This is a genomic window from Rhodococcus sp. NPDC080181 (genome assembly GCF_040702225.1).
GTDB classification, from domain to species: Bacteria; Actinomycetota; Actinomycetes; order Mycobacteriales; family Mycobacteriaceae; genus Rhodococcoides; species Rhodococcoides fascians.
The window spans coordinates 191,265-205,714 of sequence record NZ_JBFBKN010000006.1 but is presented as its reverse complement, the minus strand read 5'-3'; the positions used below and the strand labels follow the sequence as shown (position 1 = coordinate 205,714).

13 protein-coding genes are annotated in these 14,450 nt (G+C 65.1%); 11 read left to right on the top strand and 2 right to left on the bottom strand.

Going from position 1 to position 14,450, the window contains the following annotated elements:
- Nucleotide 1 precedes the first annotated feature (1 nt).
- On the bottom strand, nucleotides 2–1,006 hold the full coding sequence (locus AB0O58_RS09885; RefSeq protein ID WP_201009750.1) for a M23 family metallopeptidase: 1,005 nt from the start codon (nucleotides 1,004–1,006) through the stop codon (nucleotides 2–4).
- 232 nt (nucleotides 1,007–1,238) lie between these two features.
- Here AB0O58_RS09885 and AB0O58_RS09880 point away from each other — a divergent pair, with 232 nt between their 5' ends.
- The 3 genes from AB0O58_RS09880 to sucD all read left to right on the top strand — a co-directional run bounded on the left by AB0O58_RS09880 (nucleotide 1,239) and on the right by sucD (nucleotide 5,331).
- Entirely contained in the window at nucleotides 1,239–3,101 is a 1,863-nt protein-coding gene (locus AB0O58_RS09880; RefSeq protein ID WP_201009749.1) for a hypothetical protein, read from the top strand.
- 146 nt (nucleotides 3,102–3,247) lie between these two features.
- Entirely contained in the window at nucleotides 3,248–4,411 is a 1,164-nt protein-coding gene (gene sucC / locus AB0O58_RS09875; protein ID WP_201009748.1) for an ADP-forming succinate--CoA ligase subunit beta, read from the top strand.
- 8 nt (nucleotides 4,412–4,419) lie between these two features.
- Entirely contained in the window at nucleotides 4,420–5,331 is a 912-nt protein-coding gene (gene sucD / locus AB0O58_RS09870; protein WP_027496015.1) for a succinate--CoA ligase subunit alpha, read from the top strand.
- 118 nt (nucleotides 5,332–5,449) lie between these two features.
- Here sucD and AB0O58_RS09865 read toward each other — a convergent pair whose 3' ends face one another.
- On the bottom strand, nucleotides 5,450–5,623 hold the full coding sequence (locus AB0O58_RS09865; RefSeq protein ID WP_155288490.1) for a hypothetical protein: 174 nt from the start codon (nucleotides 5,621–5,623) through the stop codon (nucleotides 5,450–5,452).
- Nucleotides 5,624–5,778: 155 nt separating this feature from the next.
- Here AB0O58_RS09865 and AB0O58_RS09860 point away from each other — a divergent pair, with 155 nt between their 5' ends.
- The 8 genes from AB0O58_RS09860 to purH all read left to right on the top strand — a co-directional run bounded on the left by AB0O58_RS09860 (nucleotide 5,779) and on the right by purH (nucleotide 14,239).
- Complete coding sequence (locus AB0O58_RS09860) at nucleotides 5,779–6,267, top strand: hypothetical protein (protein WP_032381721.1); 489 nt, start codon at nucleotides 5,779–5,781, stop codon at nucleotides 6,265–6,267.
- 9 nt (nucleotides 6,268–6,276) lie between these two features.
- Entirely contained in the window at nucleotides 6,277–6,618 is a 342-nt protein-coding gene (locus AB0O58_RS09855) for a DUF2200 domain-containing protein (protein WP_205024183.1), read from the top strand.
- Between the two features lie 65 nt (nucleotides 6,619–6,683).
- Nucleotides 6,684–7,907 carry an acyl-CoA dehydrogenase family protein gene (locus AB0O58_RS09850; RefSeq protein WP_027496018.1) on the top strand — a complete coding sequence of 408 codons (1,224 nt, stop codon included), beginning with the start codon at nucleotides 6,684–6,686 and terminating at the stop codon, nucleotides 7,905–7,907.
- 107 nt (nucleotides 7,908–8,014) lie between these two features.
- Nucleotides 8,015–9,139 carry a dimethylsulfone monooxygenase SfnG gene (sfnG, locus tag AB0O58_RS09845; protein ID WP_366238151.1) on the top strand — a complete coding sequence of 375 codons (1,125 nt, stop codon included), beginning with the start codon at nucleotides 8,015–8,017 and terminating at the stop codon, nucleotides 9,137–9,139.
- A 93-nt stretch (nucleotides 9,140–9,232) separates the two neighbouring features.
- Nucleotides 9,233–10,450 (top strand): DUF5336 domain-containing protein, encoded by a 1,218-nt coding sequence (locus AB0O58_RS09840; protein WP_366238150.1) that lies wholly within the window; start codon nucleotides 9,233–9,235, stop codon nucleotides 10,448–10,450.
- 72 nt (nucleotides 10,451–10,522) lie between these two features.
- Nucleotides 10,523–11,992: a DUF6350 family protein gene (locus AB0O58_RS09835; RefSeq protein WP_366238149.1), complete on the top strand. Its 1,470-nt coding sequence runs from the start codon at nucleotides 10,523–10,525 to the stop codon at nucleotides 11,990–11,992.
- A gap of 79 nt (nucleotides 11,993–12,071) precedes the next feature.
- Nucleotides 12,072–12,686 (top strand): phosphoribosylglycinamide formyltransferase, encoded by a 615-nt coding sequence (gene purN, locus AB0O58_RS09830; RefSeq protein ID WP_032385691.1) that lies wholly within the window; start codon nucleotides 12,072–12,074, stop codon nucleotides 12,684–12,686.
- The gene (gene purH / locus AB0O58_RS09825) at nucleotides 12,683–14,239 is read left to right on the top strand and encodes a bifunctional phosphoribosylaminoimidazolecarboxamide formyltransferase/IMP cyclohydrolase (RefSeq protein ID WP_366238148.1); all 1,557 of its coding nucleotides are present in this window, start codon (nucleotides 12,683–12,685) and stop codon (nucleotides 14,237–14,239) included. The genes purN and purH overlap by 4 nt, the downstream gene beginning before the upstream one ends.
- Nucleotides 14,240–14,450: the final 211 nt, after the last annotated feature.

Below are 14,450 nucleotides of genomic sequence, written 5' to 3'. Positions count from 1 at the left end.
CTCAGTCCATTTCGGGTCCGAGGGAGATTCCTCGGGACGCGAGCCAGGGGAGCGGATCGATCTTGACCTCACCCGGGAGATGAACCTCGAAGTGCAGGTGCGGGCCGGTGGAGAAGCCACGGTTGCCCATGGTTGCGATCTGGTCGCCAGCCATGACGTCCTGGCCCACGGTGACTGTCGAGGTGTCGATGTGGCCGTAGACCGTGATCGTGCCGTCGGCGTGCTGCAGGCGAACCCACATTCCGAAGCCCGACGCGGGACCGGAATCGATCACCTTGCCGTCGGCGACGGCGTAGATGGGGGTTCCGATGGCATTGGCGACGTCGACGCCGGCATGCAGGACGCCCCATCGAGTGCCGAAGTTGGAGGTGTACGTGCCCTGAGCCGGGAGGGAGAACAGCGGGCGACGGGCCGCGGCCTCGCGGGCGGCACGCTCTTCGCTGAAACGCTGGCCCTTGGCGAGCAGGTCGTTGAACTGGCTGAGGTCGACCGGTGCGGCGACGCTGAGGATCTGCGGTGCCTGCGAGGGAGTTGCGCTCGAAACGTCGGCTACCGGCTCGTCGGCCTGCGGTGCGGTGGTGGCCGCGAGTGCTGCGGCGGCCGGTGCTTCACCCGCGGCGAGTGCGTACTCGGAGGTGGCGACTGCGGTGGGCGCATCGTCGTTGATGACGGCTTGCCCTGCGGCAACAACGGCACCGGCGGCCACGGCCAAGACGGCGGCGCGACCCTTCAGTGCAGTCGGAGGAACGGGGATGCGGTGCGCTCCGCCGCGACGAGCCACGGGTGCAGCGTCTGCAGTGGTTGCGTAGGTCGTGAAGACGGTCGGTGTCTCGTCGGCTGCTACTGCACCGGCGAAATCGGCTTCGACGTACTCGTACGTGGGGTAGGAATAGGCCTCGTATGCACTCGGCTCGGTGGTGGGCTCGTAGCTGTACACCGTGGTCGCGTCGTCCGCCGTCGGGCGAGAGAATCGGCTGGAAGTAAAGGACGCGCGGTGCTGCTGCAAGACCTACAACCTCCGATATCTGTGACCTGGCCGTTACTGAAAGACTCGGCAGACGGTAACGAAATGGTTGCGGCGCGCGCAAGTTAACAGCCGAAACCAGGGCAATATGTGAGATGGCTCACAGGGTGACCAGGGTTTATGTGGTGACACGCCACATCCGTAATCGGACACGAATGCGGCACGCACCGTGACCGACGGCTGGGGACGCGACCGAGCCGATACCGTCCTACGGGTGCCGACCCCCACCTTCGACGAATCGTCCGCCCACGGCTCCGACCGAGCCGAACCGCAACGTATCGCGCCGCAGGACGCCCGCGGCGGCGTGGAGGATCATTCGCCCACGTCGCGCATCGTCGTCGCCGTCGTGCTCGCTGTCGTCGCCGCACTGTGTGCCGCTGCAGCTCCGTTGATCGGCGTCGTCCAGGCCGTCGACGGTTCGCCGGTGGGCGACGGGGTCTCGTCGGCCGCTGTGCTGGCCGTTGCGCTCCCGGTCGTGGTGGCGGTTGCCGCCGCCGTCAGTGCTGCGATGCGACGCGTCGAATTCGGTGCCGCTCTGCTCTCAGGCTTCGGCGCGGTGACGCTCGGAATCGCGATCCTCGATCTCGCTGTGCTGTCCGATCCGATCGATGCGAACCGGCTCGAGCTGTTCCGTCCCCTGAGCGCCGCGATGCTCGACGCCACCCTTGGCTCTCATGTTCTGCTCGCCGGTCACGCTGCGTCGGTTCTGGCGGGTGCGGCGGGGTGGTCCGCAGTGCATCGCGCAGCGCTCGGTGACGGGTACGGACATTCGGTCTACTCGGAGCACGTGGGACGAGCGACCGCGGGCCGGGTGGGTCCGCTGTTGTCGATCCTGCTCGGAGTGTTCGGTGTCGTGGCCGCCGCAGCGGCATTCGCCTCGCTGTACCGGTCGGCCGATCCGGTGGTGATCGTCTCGGCGGTGGTGGAGTCGCCGGTGTTCGTGGCGGTGGGGTCCGCGCTGGTCGGAATCGGCGCACTCGTGGTCACGGCCTCGGCGTTGGCGTCGCTCTCGCCGGTGGTCGCGTCCGGTGCCGCCGTCGGCGCGGGTCTCGGGGTCCTCTCGTTCGCGGGTGTCGGTCTGCTCGCTGGAGTGGCTACCGGTGCTCGGATCGAGGCCGGCCTCGGGGCATACCTCGGCACCGTTGCCGGGCTCGGATTGACCGTCGGAGGCGCTGTACTCGCACCTATTGCCTCCGGCCGTGATCGCCACGCTCTGGCGGCGGCGCGATCCGTCGCCGAGGGTGGTCGGGGTCCGCGCGGGGTCTCGGGGCCCGGCACCACGAGGTGGCATGCGGCAGCAGGCAGTGCGGGCGTAGTTGCCGGCGTACTGCTGGTGGTGGGGTCGCTGCTGCCGATTCTCGAGACCGACGCCGCGGGAACTGCGCCCACGATCCTGGCGACCCGCGTGGTGCTCATAGCGGGCTTCGTCTCGATTCTGGCCTCGGTGCCGCTGCTGTTCTCCGAGTTCGCTGCGGCGGCTCGTCCGTTCTTGTCCGTCTTCTGGCTCGCCGCGGTGTCGGCCGCGGCGGCCGTGTTGCAGTCGGTGGTGCTGGCCGAGGACCTCGCGGGCGTCGATACCGGGACGGGTGCTCTGCTGATCATCGCGGGCGTCGTGTTCGCGGCCGTCGCCGGACTGCTGGCCCTGTTCGCCGGATCGGCCGAGCGTGACGACGTCGACACGTCCGAGGATGCGGCCACCTACTTCCCGGTGCTGGGAACTGCGCTCGTCGGGGCCCTTCTACTGGCAGTCGGATTGGCCCTGCCCCTGTATCGAGGCAGCGATCTGACCGCGGCGACCATCACCGAGTTTCCGTGGGGTTGGGACACCTGGGGGCAGCTGCTGCTCGCTGTCGGCGTCGTCGTCGCCGCCCTCGTTGCCGCCCGGGCCCGCCCCGCGCGTGGCAGCGTTCTGCTCGCCGGTGCGGCCGTCGCGGGTGTCGTTCATCTCGCGTCGTGGCCACTGACGTCCGCTCGCGCAGCCGACCCGGAGATGGGACCCGGTGTGGTGCCATCGGTCGCCGGAATCGTCGTTCTCGGTGTCGCGGCGGCACTTTCGGTTCGTCGCACCGATCGGTGACGCCGGTTTCACTGCGGCCGCAGCGGTGAGATAGACCACATAGCATCCATGCGCCCGATGCGCCGTCGGGGCACCTGGATAAAGTCCATGCTCAGACCCGCTCACACCCCTGGAGCGGGCGTCAACGTAGACGAGACGGTGAGCTGATGGATCTCTTCGAATACCAGGCGAAGGAATTGTTCGCCAAGCATGGCGTACCCACCTCCGCCGGTCGTGTCACCGACACGGTCGCCGGAGCAACACAGATTGCCGAAGAAATCGGCAAGCCAGTAATGGTCAAGGCGCAGGTCAAGGTCGGCGGCCGCGGCAAGGCCGGCGGCGTCAAGTACTCCAAGGACGTCGCAGCAGCAACCGAGAACGCAGAAGCGATTCTCGGACTCGACATCAAGGGCCATGTCGTCAAGAAGCTTCTCGTCGCAGAAGCCTCCGACATCGCCGAGGAGTACTACATCTCCTTCCTGCTCGATCGCACCAACCGCACCTACCTCGCGATGTGTTCGGTCGAAGGTGGAGTCGAGATCGAGGTGACGGCGGAGGAGAACCCCGACGCACTCGCACGTATCCCCGTCGACGCAGTCAAGGGCGTCGACCTCGCGTTCGCTCGTGAGATCGCCGAGAAGGGCAAGCTGCCCGCCGAGGTGCTCGACGCCGCTGCGGTGACCATCCAGAAGCTGTGGGAGGTCTTCATCAACGAAGACGCTCTCCTGGTCGAGGTCAACCCGCTGGTTCGCACCCCCGACGATCGGATCCTCGCCCTCGACGGCAAGGTCACGCTCGACGCCAATGCAGACTTCCGCCAGCCCGGCCACGCCGAGTTCGAGGACAAGGACGCAGCCGATCCCCTCGAGGCCAAGGCCAAGGAGAACGACCTCAACTACGTCAAGCTCGACGGACAGGTCGGCATCATCGGAAACGGTGCCGGACTGGTCATGTCGACCCTCGACGTGGTCGCATACGCAGGCGAGGCACACGGCGGCGTCAAGCCGGCCAACTTCCTCGACATCGGCGGCGGCGCTTCGGCCGAGGTCATGGCCGCAGGCCTCGACGTCATCCTCGGTGACGAGCAGGTCAAGAGCGTGTTCGTCAACGTCTTCGGTGGCATCACCGCGTGTGACGCAGTGGCCAACGGCATCGTCGGCGCGCTGAAGAAGCTGGGCGACGACGCCAACAAGCCGCTGGTCGTCCGTCTCGACGGCAACAAGGTCGAAGAGGGCCGCAAGATTCTCGCCGACGCCGCGCACCCGCTGGTGACGCTCGCCGGAACCATGGACGAGGGCGCCGACAAGGCCGCCGAGCTGGCAGCGAAGTAGAGGAAACAATGTCTATCTTTCTGAACAAGGACAACAAGGTCATCGTCCAGGGCATCACCGGCGGCGAAGGCACCAAGCACACCGCCCTGATGCTCAAGGCCGGCACCCAGGTCGTCGGTGGCGTCAACGCACGCAAGGCCGGAACCACGGTCAAGCACGTCGACGCACAGGGCAACGACATCGAATTGCCGGTGTTCGCTTCGGTTTCCGAGGCCATGGAGAAGACCGGAGCCGACGTGTCCATCGCGTTCGTGCCGCCGGCATTCTCCAAGGACGCCATCGTCGAAGCGATCGACGCGGAGATCCCGCTGCTCGTCGTCATCACCGAGGGCATCCCCGTGCAGGACTCCGCATACGCGTGGGCCTACAACGTGGAGAAGGGCAAGAAGACCCGCATCATCGGCCCGAACTGCCCCGGAATCATCACTCCCGGTGAGGCATTGGTCGGCATCACGCCCGCCAACATCTCGGGAACCGGCCCCATCGGCCTGGTCTCCAAGAGTGGCACGCTGACCTACCAGATGATGTTCGAGCTCCGCGACTTCGGATTCTCGACGGCCATCGGCATCGGCGGCGACCCCGTCATCGGAACCACCCACATCGACGCCATCGAGGCGTTCGAGGCGGACCCCGATACCAAGATCATCGTCATGATCGGCGAGATCGGTGGCGACGCCGAAGAGCGTGCAGCCGACTACATCAAGGCCAACGTGACCAAGCCGGTCGTCGGCTATGTCGCAGGCTTCACCGCTCCCGAGGGCAAGACCATGGGCCACGCCGGCGCCATCGTCTCCGGCTCGCTGGGAACGGCACAGGCGAAGAAGGACGCACTCGAGGCCGCAGGCGTCAAGGTCGGCAAGACGCCGTCCGAGACCGCTGCCCTCGCGCGCGAAATCCTGGAATCGCTGTCCGTCAAGTAGGACTCGCTTCTGAAAGAGCCCGCCACCGATTCGGTGGCGGGCTTTTTCGTGCCCCAATCCCTTGTGCGCGTTTTGCGTACCTGAAGGTACGCAAAACGCGCACGACGTATGGGCAGCGCTATTCGGTCTCGAACTTGTCCACTCGCCACAGGACGAACACTGTCATCGCTCCGAACAGCGCCGCCGCGAGTGCGTAGTAGAGCGATTCGAAAGTTCCTGCAGCCCATGCCAGGACGATTGCGGACATCAGAAACAACGCGACTTTGAAGTACTCGAACCTCTTGCGTGTCATGTCTTGCCCTCCCGTTCGACGATGTCGCTGCCCATTCTTCCTGAAAAGTGTTGTGTTGCATAGTAATTGGAATTCACAATGAAGGTAAAGGGGAGTCAATAGCTAAAGTAACGACATCATGTCACAATCTCTGTGACACCGTTCGGGGAGGGCTGATGTCGGAATTTCTGCACCGTCTGTATCGACAGGGGTGGCACGCGGACCCCGCTGTACGACCGGTCGGCCGGTTGATGATCGCGGCCATGGTGGTGTCGTGCCTGTATGCACTCGCCTCGGTGGCGCTGGCGAAGTCGCTGGCCGACTTCCAGATGCATCGACAGGGCATGGACGACGGCTCCCTACCGGCCTCGGCGAAAGCGATCGTCTACGGGGCCTACTCGCTGCGGGTGATCACCGTGGTCAGCCTGATCTTCGGCTACTCGTATCTTGTCCAGCGACTCTCCAGGCGCAGTCCATCCGAACATCGGCTCTTGTTGAGCTGGAGCGTCTTCGGAGTTGCTGCCTACTCCTACCTGATCTTCACCCCGAATCTTCCGTGGACCCACGTGGTGCAAGCGATTCAAGTGGTCATCCTGCTGGCGGTAGCAGTGCTGCTGTTCACGCCTCGTGTGCGGGCCTACTTCGCGGGCGCGTCGGTGGACTAGATTGGCCCCGTGCACAACATCTTCACCACCGCCTACGTGACGGTCCATCGGCTCTACATCAAGAAGGTCGAGCGAAAGGGCCGCACCGAAGCGGAGGTCGACGAGATCGTTCGGTGGTTCACCGGGTTCGATCAAGCGACGCTGAAGGAACACCTCGAGGCCGAGACGACATTCGAGGACTTCTTCGCGGCGGCGAACCTGAACCCGAACGCGACACTGATCACCGGAGTGGTCTGCGGCATCCGCGTCGAGAACGTCGAAGATCCCCTGATGAAGAAAATCCGATTGCTGGACAAGCTGATCGACGAGCTGGCCAAGGGCAAGAAGATGGAGAAAATTCTTCGTGGGTGAGCCCGTTAGAATCACGCTGAATCGAACTGTGGTCATTGCTTCGACGCGGGACTTCACTGTGCGTCATGACAACTACCGAAAATCGTGCACTCGCCAAGAACTGGCCCGACGCTCCCACCACTGCCGCCGGATGGGTGTCCCGCGCAGGTGAGGTAGCGCAGCTTCTCGCTGTCGACGCCGTGGCCCGCGACAAGGGCCGCGAGCTTCCGTCCGCCGAGGTTCAGTTGCTCAAGGACGCCGGGCTCGTCACGCTGCTCGGTCCCGTCGAGCACGGTGGCGGCGGCCAGGATTGGCCCACGGCCTACCAGGTGATTCGCACCGTCTCGAAGGCCGACGGCTCGATCGGTCAGCTGCTGGGCTACCACCTTCTCTGGTTCTGGGCCGCGCGTCTGGTCGGTACTCCCGAGCAGATCGAGGCCGTCGAGGCCGATGCCACGAAGAACAAGTGGTTCTTCGGCGGTGCCGTCAATCCACGCGACAACGACGTGTCGGTCACCGACGAGGGCGACACCATCGTGTTCGACGGTTCCAAGACGTTCTCCACCGGCAGTCGTGTCTCGGACGTGACCGTGCTCGAAGGTGCGCTCGAGGGCAGCACCGATCACGTGTTCGCTATCGTGCCGTCGAACATCGAGGGTCTGTCCTTCCACGACGACTGGGACAACATCGGCCAGCGTCAGACCGAAAGTGGCAGCGTCACGATCGACAAGGTTCGCGTCGACTGGGCAAGTGCAGCGGGGTTCGTGGACAAGGTGTTTCAGCCACGCGTCTACAACACCCTCAACGTGCCGACCATTCAGTTGGTGTTCGTCAACTTCTACCTCGGGATCGCGAGGGGTGCTCTCGAGGAGGCCGCGTCGTACACCAAGGACAAGACTCGCGCGTGGCTGCACAGCACGGTGGACAAGGCCGTCGACGAGCCGTACATCATCGACATCTACGGCGATCTGACTGCCAAACTGTGGGCCGTCGAAGCGCTGGCCGACGCAGTGGCGTTGGAAGGCCAGAAGATTCACGACAACGCGTGGAACGTCACCGCCGAGGAGCGCGGTGACCACGAGGTCCGGGTGGCCGCAGTCAAGGCTCGCGCCACCGACGTCTCGCTCGAGATCACCTCGACCGTGTTCGAGGCCCTCGGTGCCCGTGCCACGGCCAGCAAGTACGGGTTCGATCGCTTCTGGCGCAACGTCCGTACCCACACCCTGCACGATCCGGTTGCCTACAAGCGACGCGAAGTCGGCCGCTGGGTGCTCACCGGAGAGCTGCCCGAGCCCACCTGGTACTCGTAGTCCCAAATTTCCGGCCCCGATCCGACCCCCGATTTCCGGATGAATGTGCCATCCACGCCATCTGAGTGCGTGGATGGCGCATTCATCCGATGAAGGATGACGCACACATGAGCACCGAAAAGATCGCCGACGCAATCAAGTTCGCGTACTGGGTTCCCAATGTCTCGGGTGGCCTGGTCACCAGCACCATCGAGCAACGGACCAGTTGGGACTACGAGTACAACAAGAAGCTGGCGCAGACCGCCGAGAACAACGGCTTCGAGTACGCGCTCAGTCAGGTCCGTTACGAGGCGAGCTACGGGGCCGAGTTCCAGCACGAGTCGACGAGTTTCTCGCTCGCGTTGCTGTTGGCCACCGAACGTCTGAAAGTCATTGCCGCCGTGCATCCCGGGCTCTGGCAGCCTGCCGTGTTGGCCAAGCTGGGAGCGACGGCAGACCACCTCTCGAACGGCCGTTTTGCGGTCAACGTCGTCAGTGGTTGGTTCAAGGACGAATTCACCCACCTCGGTGAGCCGTGGCTCGAGCACGACGAAAGATACCGTCGCAGCGCCGAATTCCTGCAGGTACTGCGCAAGATCTGGACCGAGGACGACGTGGATTTCCGGGGCGATTTCTATCGGATCCACGATTTCACGCTGAAGCCGAAACCGCTCAACACCCCGGAACGGCCCAATCCTGAACTCTTCCAAGGTGGTAACTCGTCCGCTGCGCAGGAGAATGCCGGCCGGTACTCGGATTGGTACTTCAGCAACGGCAAGGATTTCGACGGCGTCACCGAGCAGCTCGACAACCTGCGTCGGGTCGCGCGCGATCACCGACGTGAGGTCAAGTTCGGGCTCAACGGATTCATCATCGCGCGAGACAGCGAGAAGGAAGCGCGAGATACGTTGCGAGAGATCATCGACAAGGCCAACAAGCCTGCCGTCGAGGGTTTCAGAGGTGCGGTGCAGCAGGCGGGCAATTCGACGGCCGACAAGAAGGGGATGTGGGCCGACTCGACGTTCGAGGACCTCGTTCAGTACAACGACGGGTTCAAGACGCAGTTGATCGGCACCCCGGAGCAGGTTGCCGAACGCATCGTCGCCTACCGACGCCTCGGCGTCGACCTCGTTCTCGGTGGCTTCCTGCACTTTCAGGAGGAAATCGAATACTTCGGAGCGAAGGTGCTGCCGCTGGTGCGGGAGCTCGAAGTGGCCGAATCGAACGACCACGAGTTGGTCGCGTCCCACTGACCTGGAGTTCCTCGAGCGGTCGGGTCCGTGCAGTAGCGTGAGATCTCGGACCCGACCGACCTGGGTACGGCACTATCAGGATGAGGAGACGCGATGACCTACTCGCCCGGCAGCCCTGACAACGGGGGCTCCAACTCTGGTGGCTACGGCGGAGGCGGACCGTCCTACGGCCCCCCGTCCACGCCGAATCAGTCCACGCCCAATCAGCCGAATCAGCCGTCGTCCGGTGCCTACCCCCAGTCGGGTCAGAACCAGGCGTTCCACCAGCCGTCGGTATCCAACCCGTTCGGCCCGCCCGTGCCAGGAACCTCCGCTCCGAGCGGGTCCGCGCCGGGCACGTCCGGGCACTCGACGAAGTCGTCCGGTGCCGGGCTCGCGCAACTGCCGAAGATCCTGACCTTCGTGGTGCTCGGTCTCGGTATCGTCAACTTCCTGCTCGGCCTGCTCGATTTCGTCACCGCCGAAGTGTCGTCGTCCGAGCAACTGCCCAGCGGCATCCAGACCTCGTTCAGCACCAACTTCTTCGAGTCCGGCGGAAGTGCGGCGTCGATCGCGTTTCTGCTCGCCGCCGGTCTGATCGCAGGTGCGTCGCTGCTGCAGAAGGATGCCCGGAACCAGGCCGTGATCGCGGCACTGGCCATCGCCGGATTCCTGGTGCTGGTCTTCCAATCGTTCAGCCTGCCCAGTGCCGAGGGCAACGAGTTCGCCAGCACCAGCAGTTCGCTCGGAATCGGCGCGATCCTGGTACTCGTGTTGGGCTTCGTGCAGGCAGCGGCCGCTGTGGTTGCGCTGCTGCTCGATGCAGGCATCGTCAAGGCCCCGGCACCCAAGCAGTCCGGCTTCGGGAACCAGGGTCAGCAGTCCGGTTACGGCCAGCAGAATCCGTACAACGCGCCGACGACGTCGTTCGGTGGACCGTCCGGACCGCAGAACTACAGCAACCCGCCGGCCTACGGTCAGTCCCCGTCGAACACAGCGGGCTCGTCGAACTTCGGGCAAGCACCGAGTGGACAGGCGTCCGGCCAGCATTCCTACGGTCCCGGCGCACAGTCGCCGTACGGCAATCAGCCTGCGCCGAACACCGGACCGCAGGGTGGCTATTCGCCGCCGCCCTACACCGGTCCGAGCGGTCCGCCCGCAGGGCAGGCCTACCCGCCGAACCAGTACCCGTACGGTGGCCAGCCGTCCGGTTACGGTCAGCCGTCGAGCACACCCGACGAGTCCGAGTCGGGCGCACAGTCGACGCCGTACGGCGCACCGACTCAATCGTTCGGCGCGACTCCCGCGGAAGACGACAACAAGCGCGACTGATTTCGCACGTCACACTCGACTTCGCGGCGCGCCTGACCGGCGTGCCGCGTCGTTGATGCGAATCTCGTAGTGATGAGCGATCTATTGAACCGAGATACTCGACGCGCGGCCGCACGCAGTTCCCGTGTGAGCACCGGGCCTACGCCCGATCAGTCACGAACGCTCGCTGCCGTGGCCTTCAAAACCTCCGGGTTGGTGGTGGTCATCGCCACGACTCTGGTCCTGATCACCCTTGTCTCGGTCAACAGCGATCTCACCGGAACCCTCGGTGCCATCGCCGGTTCCTGGTTCGCGGTGCACCTGGTGCCGCTGAGTATCGGTGGCACGTCGATGGGCGTCGCCCCGATGCTTCCCACCCTCGTCGTCGCCTGGTCCGTCGCACGCACGGTTCACCACGCGGTGGACGAGACCACCGACCGTCGCATGGTCAGGTGGGTGTTCGCCGCGTCGATGGCCGGACCCCTCGCCGTCACGGCCATCGCTCTGGCCGTCGCCAAGGATGCGTCGACGGTCATCGGACTGTCGAGCCCCAACGCACTCGTCGCCTTCTCGTGGGTGGCGGGAGTACACGCAGCGGCGTCGGGCACCGGCCTGATCCTCGCTCGCTGGGATTCCCTGGTGATCGATCGACACCTTCCAGACTGGGTACGCGCACTCGTCGCACCACTCGTGCGGTCCGTTTCGGTGCTGACGGCAGGCGGTGCCGCCATCGTGCTGCTGGCTCTGCTCGCCTCCTGGGACACCGCCGGTTCACTGCTCGACAACGGACGCACCCTCGTCGGCATGCTGGGACTGACCGTGCTGTCGGTGCTGTACCTGCCGAACATCGTCCTCGGTGCCCTCGCCGTCGCGACGGGGTCCTCGGCGAGTTTCGGAGACGCATCGGTCAGCCTGTTCTCGACGACCGGCGGGCCGCTCCCACCGCTCCCGATCCTCGCCGTCCTCCCCGAGGGCTCCGCGCAGACGATCTGGGTCGTCATGCTCGTCGTTCCCATCGCAGCCGGGCTACTCCTGGGACGCGACTGCGCGATCCGAAGCGTGGACGTCCAGGTCGCGGTCTCCTCGGTGTGGGCCGTCGCTGCAGTCATGGGAGCCCTCGCCGCGGTGTTCGGCTACGCCGCAGGCGGGAACCTGGGCACGTTCGGCACAGTCGAAGTCACCGTGTGGAGCTTCGCACTGCTGACCTTCGCCTGGCTCGGCGTCGTCGGATCCGCTTCGGCCGCCCTCGTCGTGTGGCGTCGAGCAGACCCGGAACCCGACCACGAACCCCACGACCGATCCGGTACCGAGCAGCCTGTACCGGCGACCGTGCCCGCAGCAGAACTGGCCATTCGAGCGCCTGCGTCGGAACCGGACGAGGCTGTCGCGGACACCGTCGTCGAGGCCGAGGTCGTCGACGAGAAGCCGGTCGCGACAGTGGAAGCAGACGATCCGATCGCGGCAGACGCCGAATCCGAGGAACCGCTCGAAGCCGAGATCGTCGCTCCGCCCCCGGCCCAGGACGACGCGTCGAGCACTGCGGAGGACGGACCTGCCCGGTAGGGGCGCGGGTCGGAGCGACTAGGCTTTCTGCTGGCTCGAACGATCCCCTCGATACCTCAGGAGTAGTGCGCTGACTGCCTTGCGTGAGACACCCGCGCGGGTCGTCGTCCTCGCGTCGGGGACCGGCTCGCTCCTGCAGTCGCTCGTCGCCGCGACAACTGCCGAGGACTACCCGGCACGCATCGTGGCCGTCGGAGTCGATCGAGAGTGCGCGGCCGCTCGTCATGCCGACGATGCCGCGATCCCACATTTTCGTATCGGCTTGCGAGACTTCGCCGATCGGTCGGCCTGGGATGCGGCGCTCACCGACGCTGCACTGGGGTTCGAGCCCGATCTGATCGTCACCGCAGGGTTCATGAAGATCCTCGGTCCTCGATTTCTCGACGCGTTCGCCGGCCGAATCGTCAACACGCACCCCGCGCTGCTGCCGTCGTTCCCCGGTGCGCACGCCGTTCGAGACGCGCTGGACCACGGCGTGAAACTGACCGGTTCGACGGTGCATCTGGTCGATTCCGGTGTCGACACCGGGCCGATCCTGGCTCAGGAAGCCGTGCCTGTACTCGACGGCGACGACGAAGCCGCATTGCACGAACGCATCAAGACTGTGGAACGACGGTTGCTGGTCGACGTGATCGCAGCGGTCGCAGCCAAAGGTGTCACCTCCGATGGACGAAAGGCTCAGATAATCCGATGAGTGAACGTAAAGCGGTGCGCCGCGCACTGGTCAGTGTCTACGACAAGACCGGACTGATCGAACTTGCGACCGGTTTGCATGCCGCGGGCGTCGCTCTGGTGTCCACCGGATCGACGGCGAGCAAGATCGCCGACGCCGGAATCCCGGTCACCAAGGTCGAGGACCTCACCGGATTCCCCGAAACCCTCGAGGGTCGCGTCAAGACGCTGCATCCTCGCGTCCATGCCGGGGTCCTCGCCGACACCCGCAAGCCCGAGCACATGGCTCAGCTCGACGAGCTTGGCATCGAGGCGTTCGAGCTCGTCGTGGTCAACCTGTACCCGTTCACCGAGACCGTCGCCAGCGGTGCGACTCCCGACGAATGCGTCGAGCAGATCGATATCGGCGGCCCGTCGATGGTGCGCGCCGCAGCCAAGAATCACCCGTCGGTCGCGGTTGTCGTCGACCCGAGCCGGTACGACGACGTACTCTCCGCTGTCTCCGGTGGTGGATTCACGCTCGCCGAGCGCACATCTCTTGCCGCGCAGGCATTTCAGCACACCGCGGCGTACGACGTCGCAGTGGCGTCGTGGATGTCGAGCGTCCTGGCTCCCGACACCGAGACGGTGTTTCCCGAGTGGATCGGCGGCACCTGGGACCGCTCCGCAGTACTTCGGTACGGCGAGAACCCGCACCAGAAGGCTGCCCTGTACGTCGACTCCTCCGCTGCTGCCGGCATCGCTCAGGCCGAGCAGCTGCACGGAAAAGAGATGTCGTACAACAACTTCACTGATTCGGATGCGGCCTGGCGGGCAGCGTTCGATCACTCGGAGCCCACCGTCGCGATCATCAAGCACGCCAACCCGTGCGGAATCGCCGTCGGCACCGACATCGCCGAGGCGCACCGCAAGGCGCATGCGTGCGATCCGGTGAGCGCCTACGGCGGCGTCATCGCGGCCAACCGTGAGGTCACCGTCGAGATGGCCGAGCAGGTCGCCGAGATCTTCACCGAGGTCATCATCGCGCCCTCCTACGCCGACGGTGCACTGGGAGTGCTGCAGCGCAAGAAGAACATTCGAGTTCTGCTCGCAGAAGCGCCGCCCACCGCGGGTGTCGAACTCAAGCCGATCTCCGGCGGGGCACTGCTGCAGCAGCGCGACGTCATCGACGCCGACGGCGACGATCCGGCCAACTGGACCCTCGCCGCAGGCGAACCCGCCGACGAGCAGACCCTCAAGGATCTCGAATTCGCTTGGCGCGCAGGACGAGCCGTCAAGTCCAACGCAATTCTGCTTGCCAACGACGGCGCGTCGGTCGGCGTCGGAATGGGCCAGGTCAACCGCGTCGACGCCGCCCACCTGGCAGTCCAGCGAGCCGGGGATCGCGTCGTCGGTTCGGTCGCGTCCTCCGATGCCTTCTTCCCGTTCCCCGACGGCTTGCAGGTCCTCATGACCGCGGGTGTCAAAGCCGTTGTGCAGCCCGGTGGTTCGGTCCGCGACAACGAAGTGATCGCTGCTGCACAGGACGCGGGAGTGACGCTGTATCTGACGGGTTCGCGGCACTTCGCCCACTAGCTGCTCCGTCGAGATCGCAGTTGTGCAGCCTTTTACACCATTTCCGCTCGCATAACTGCGATCTCGACGATCTGTGGATGAACGAAACCATAATCCACAGATTGGCCTGCTGGCCGTTTCGAGGAGCTCGACCCTGCCAGGGTTGAGCGATGGGGATCGAGTCAGGACCGTTTCGTGGGTCGGTTGCAGTGCAGTCGGGAGCACTGAGTCG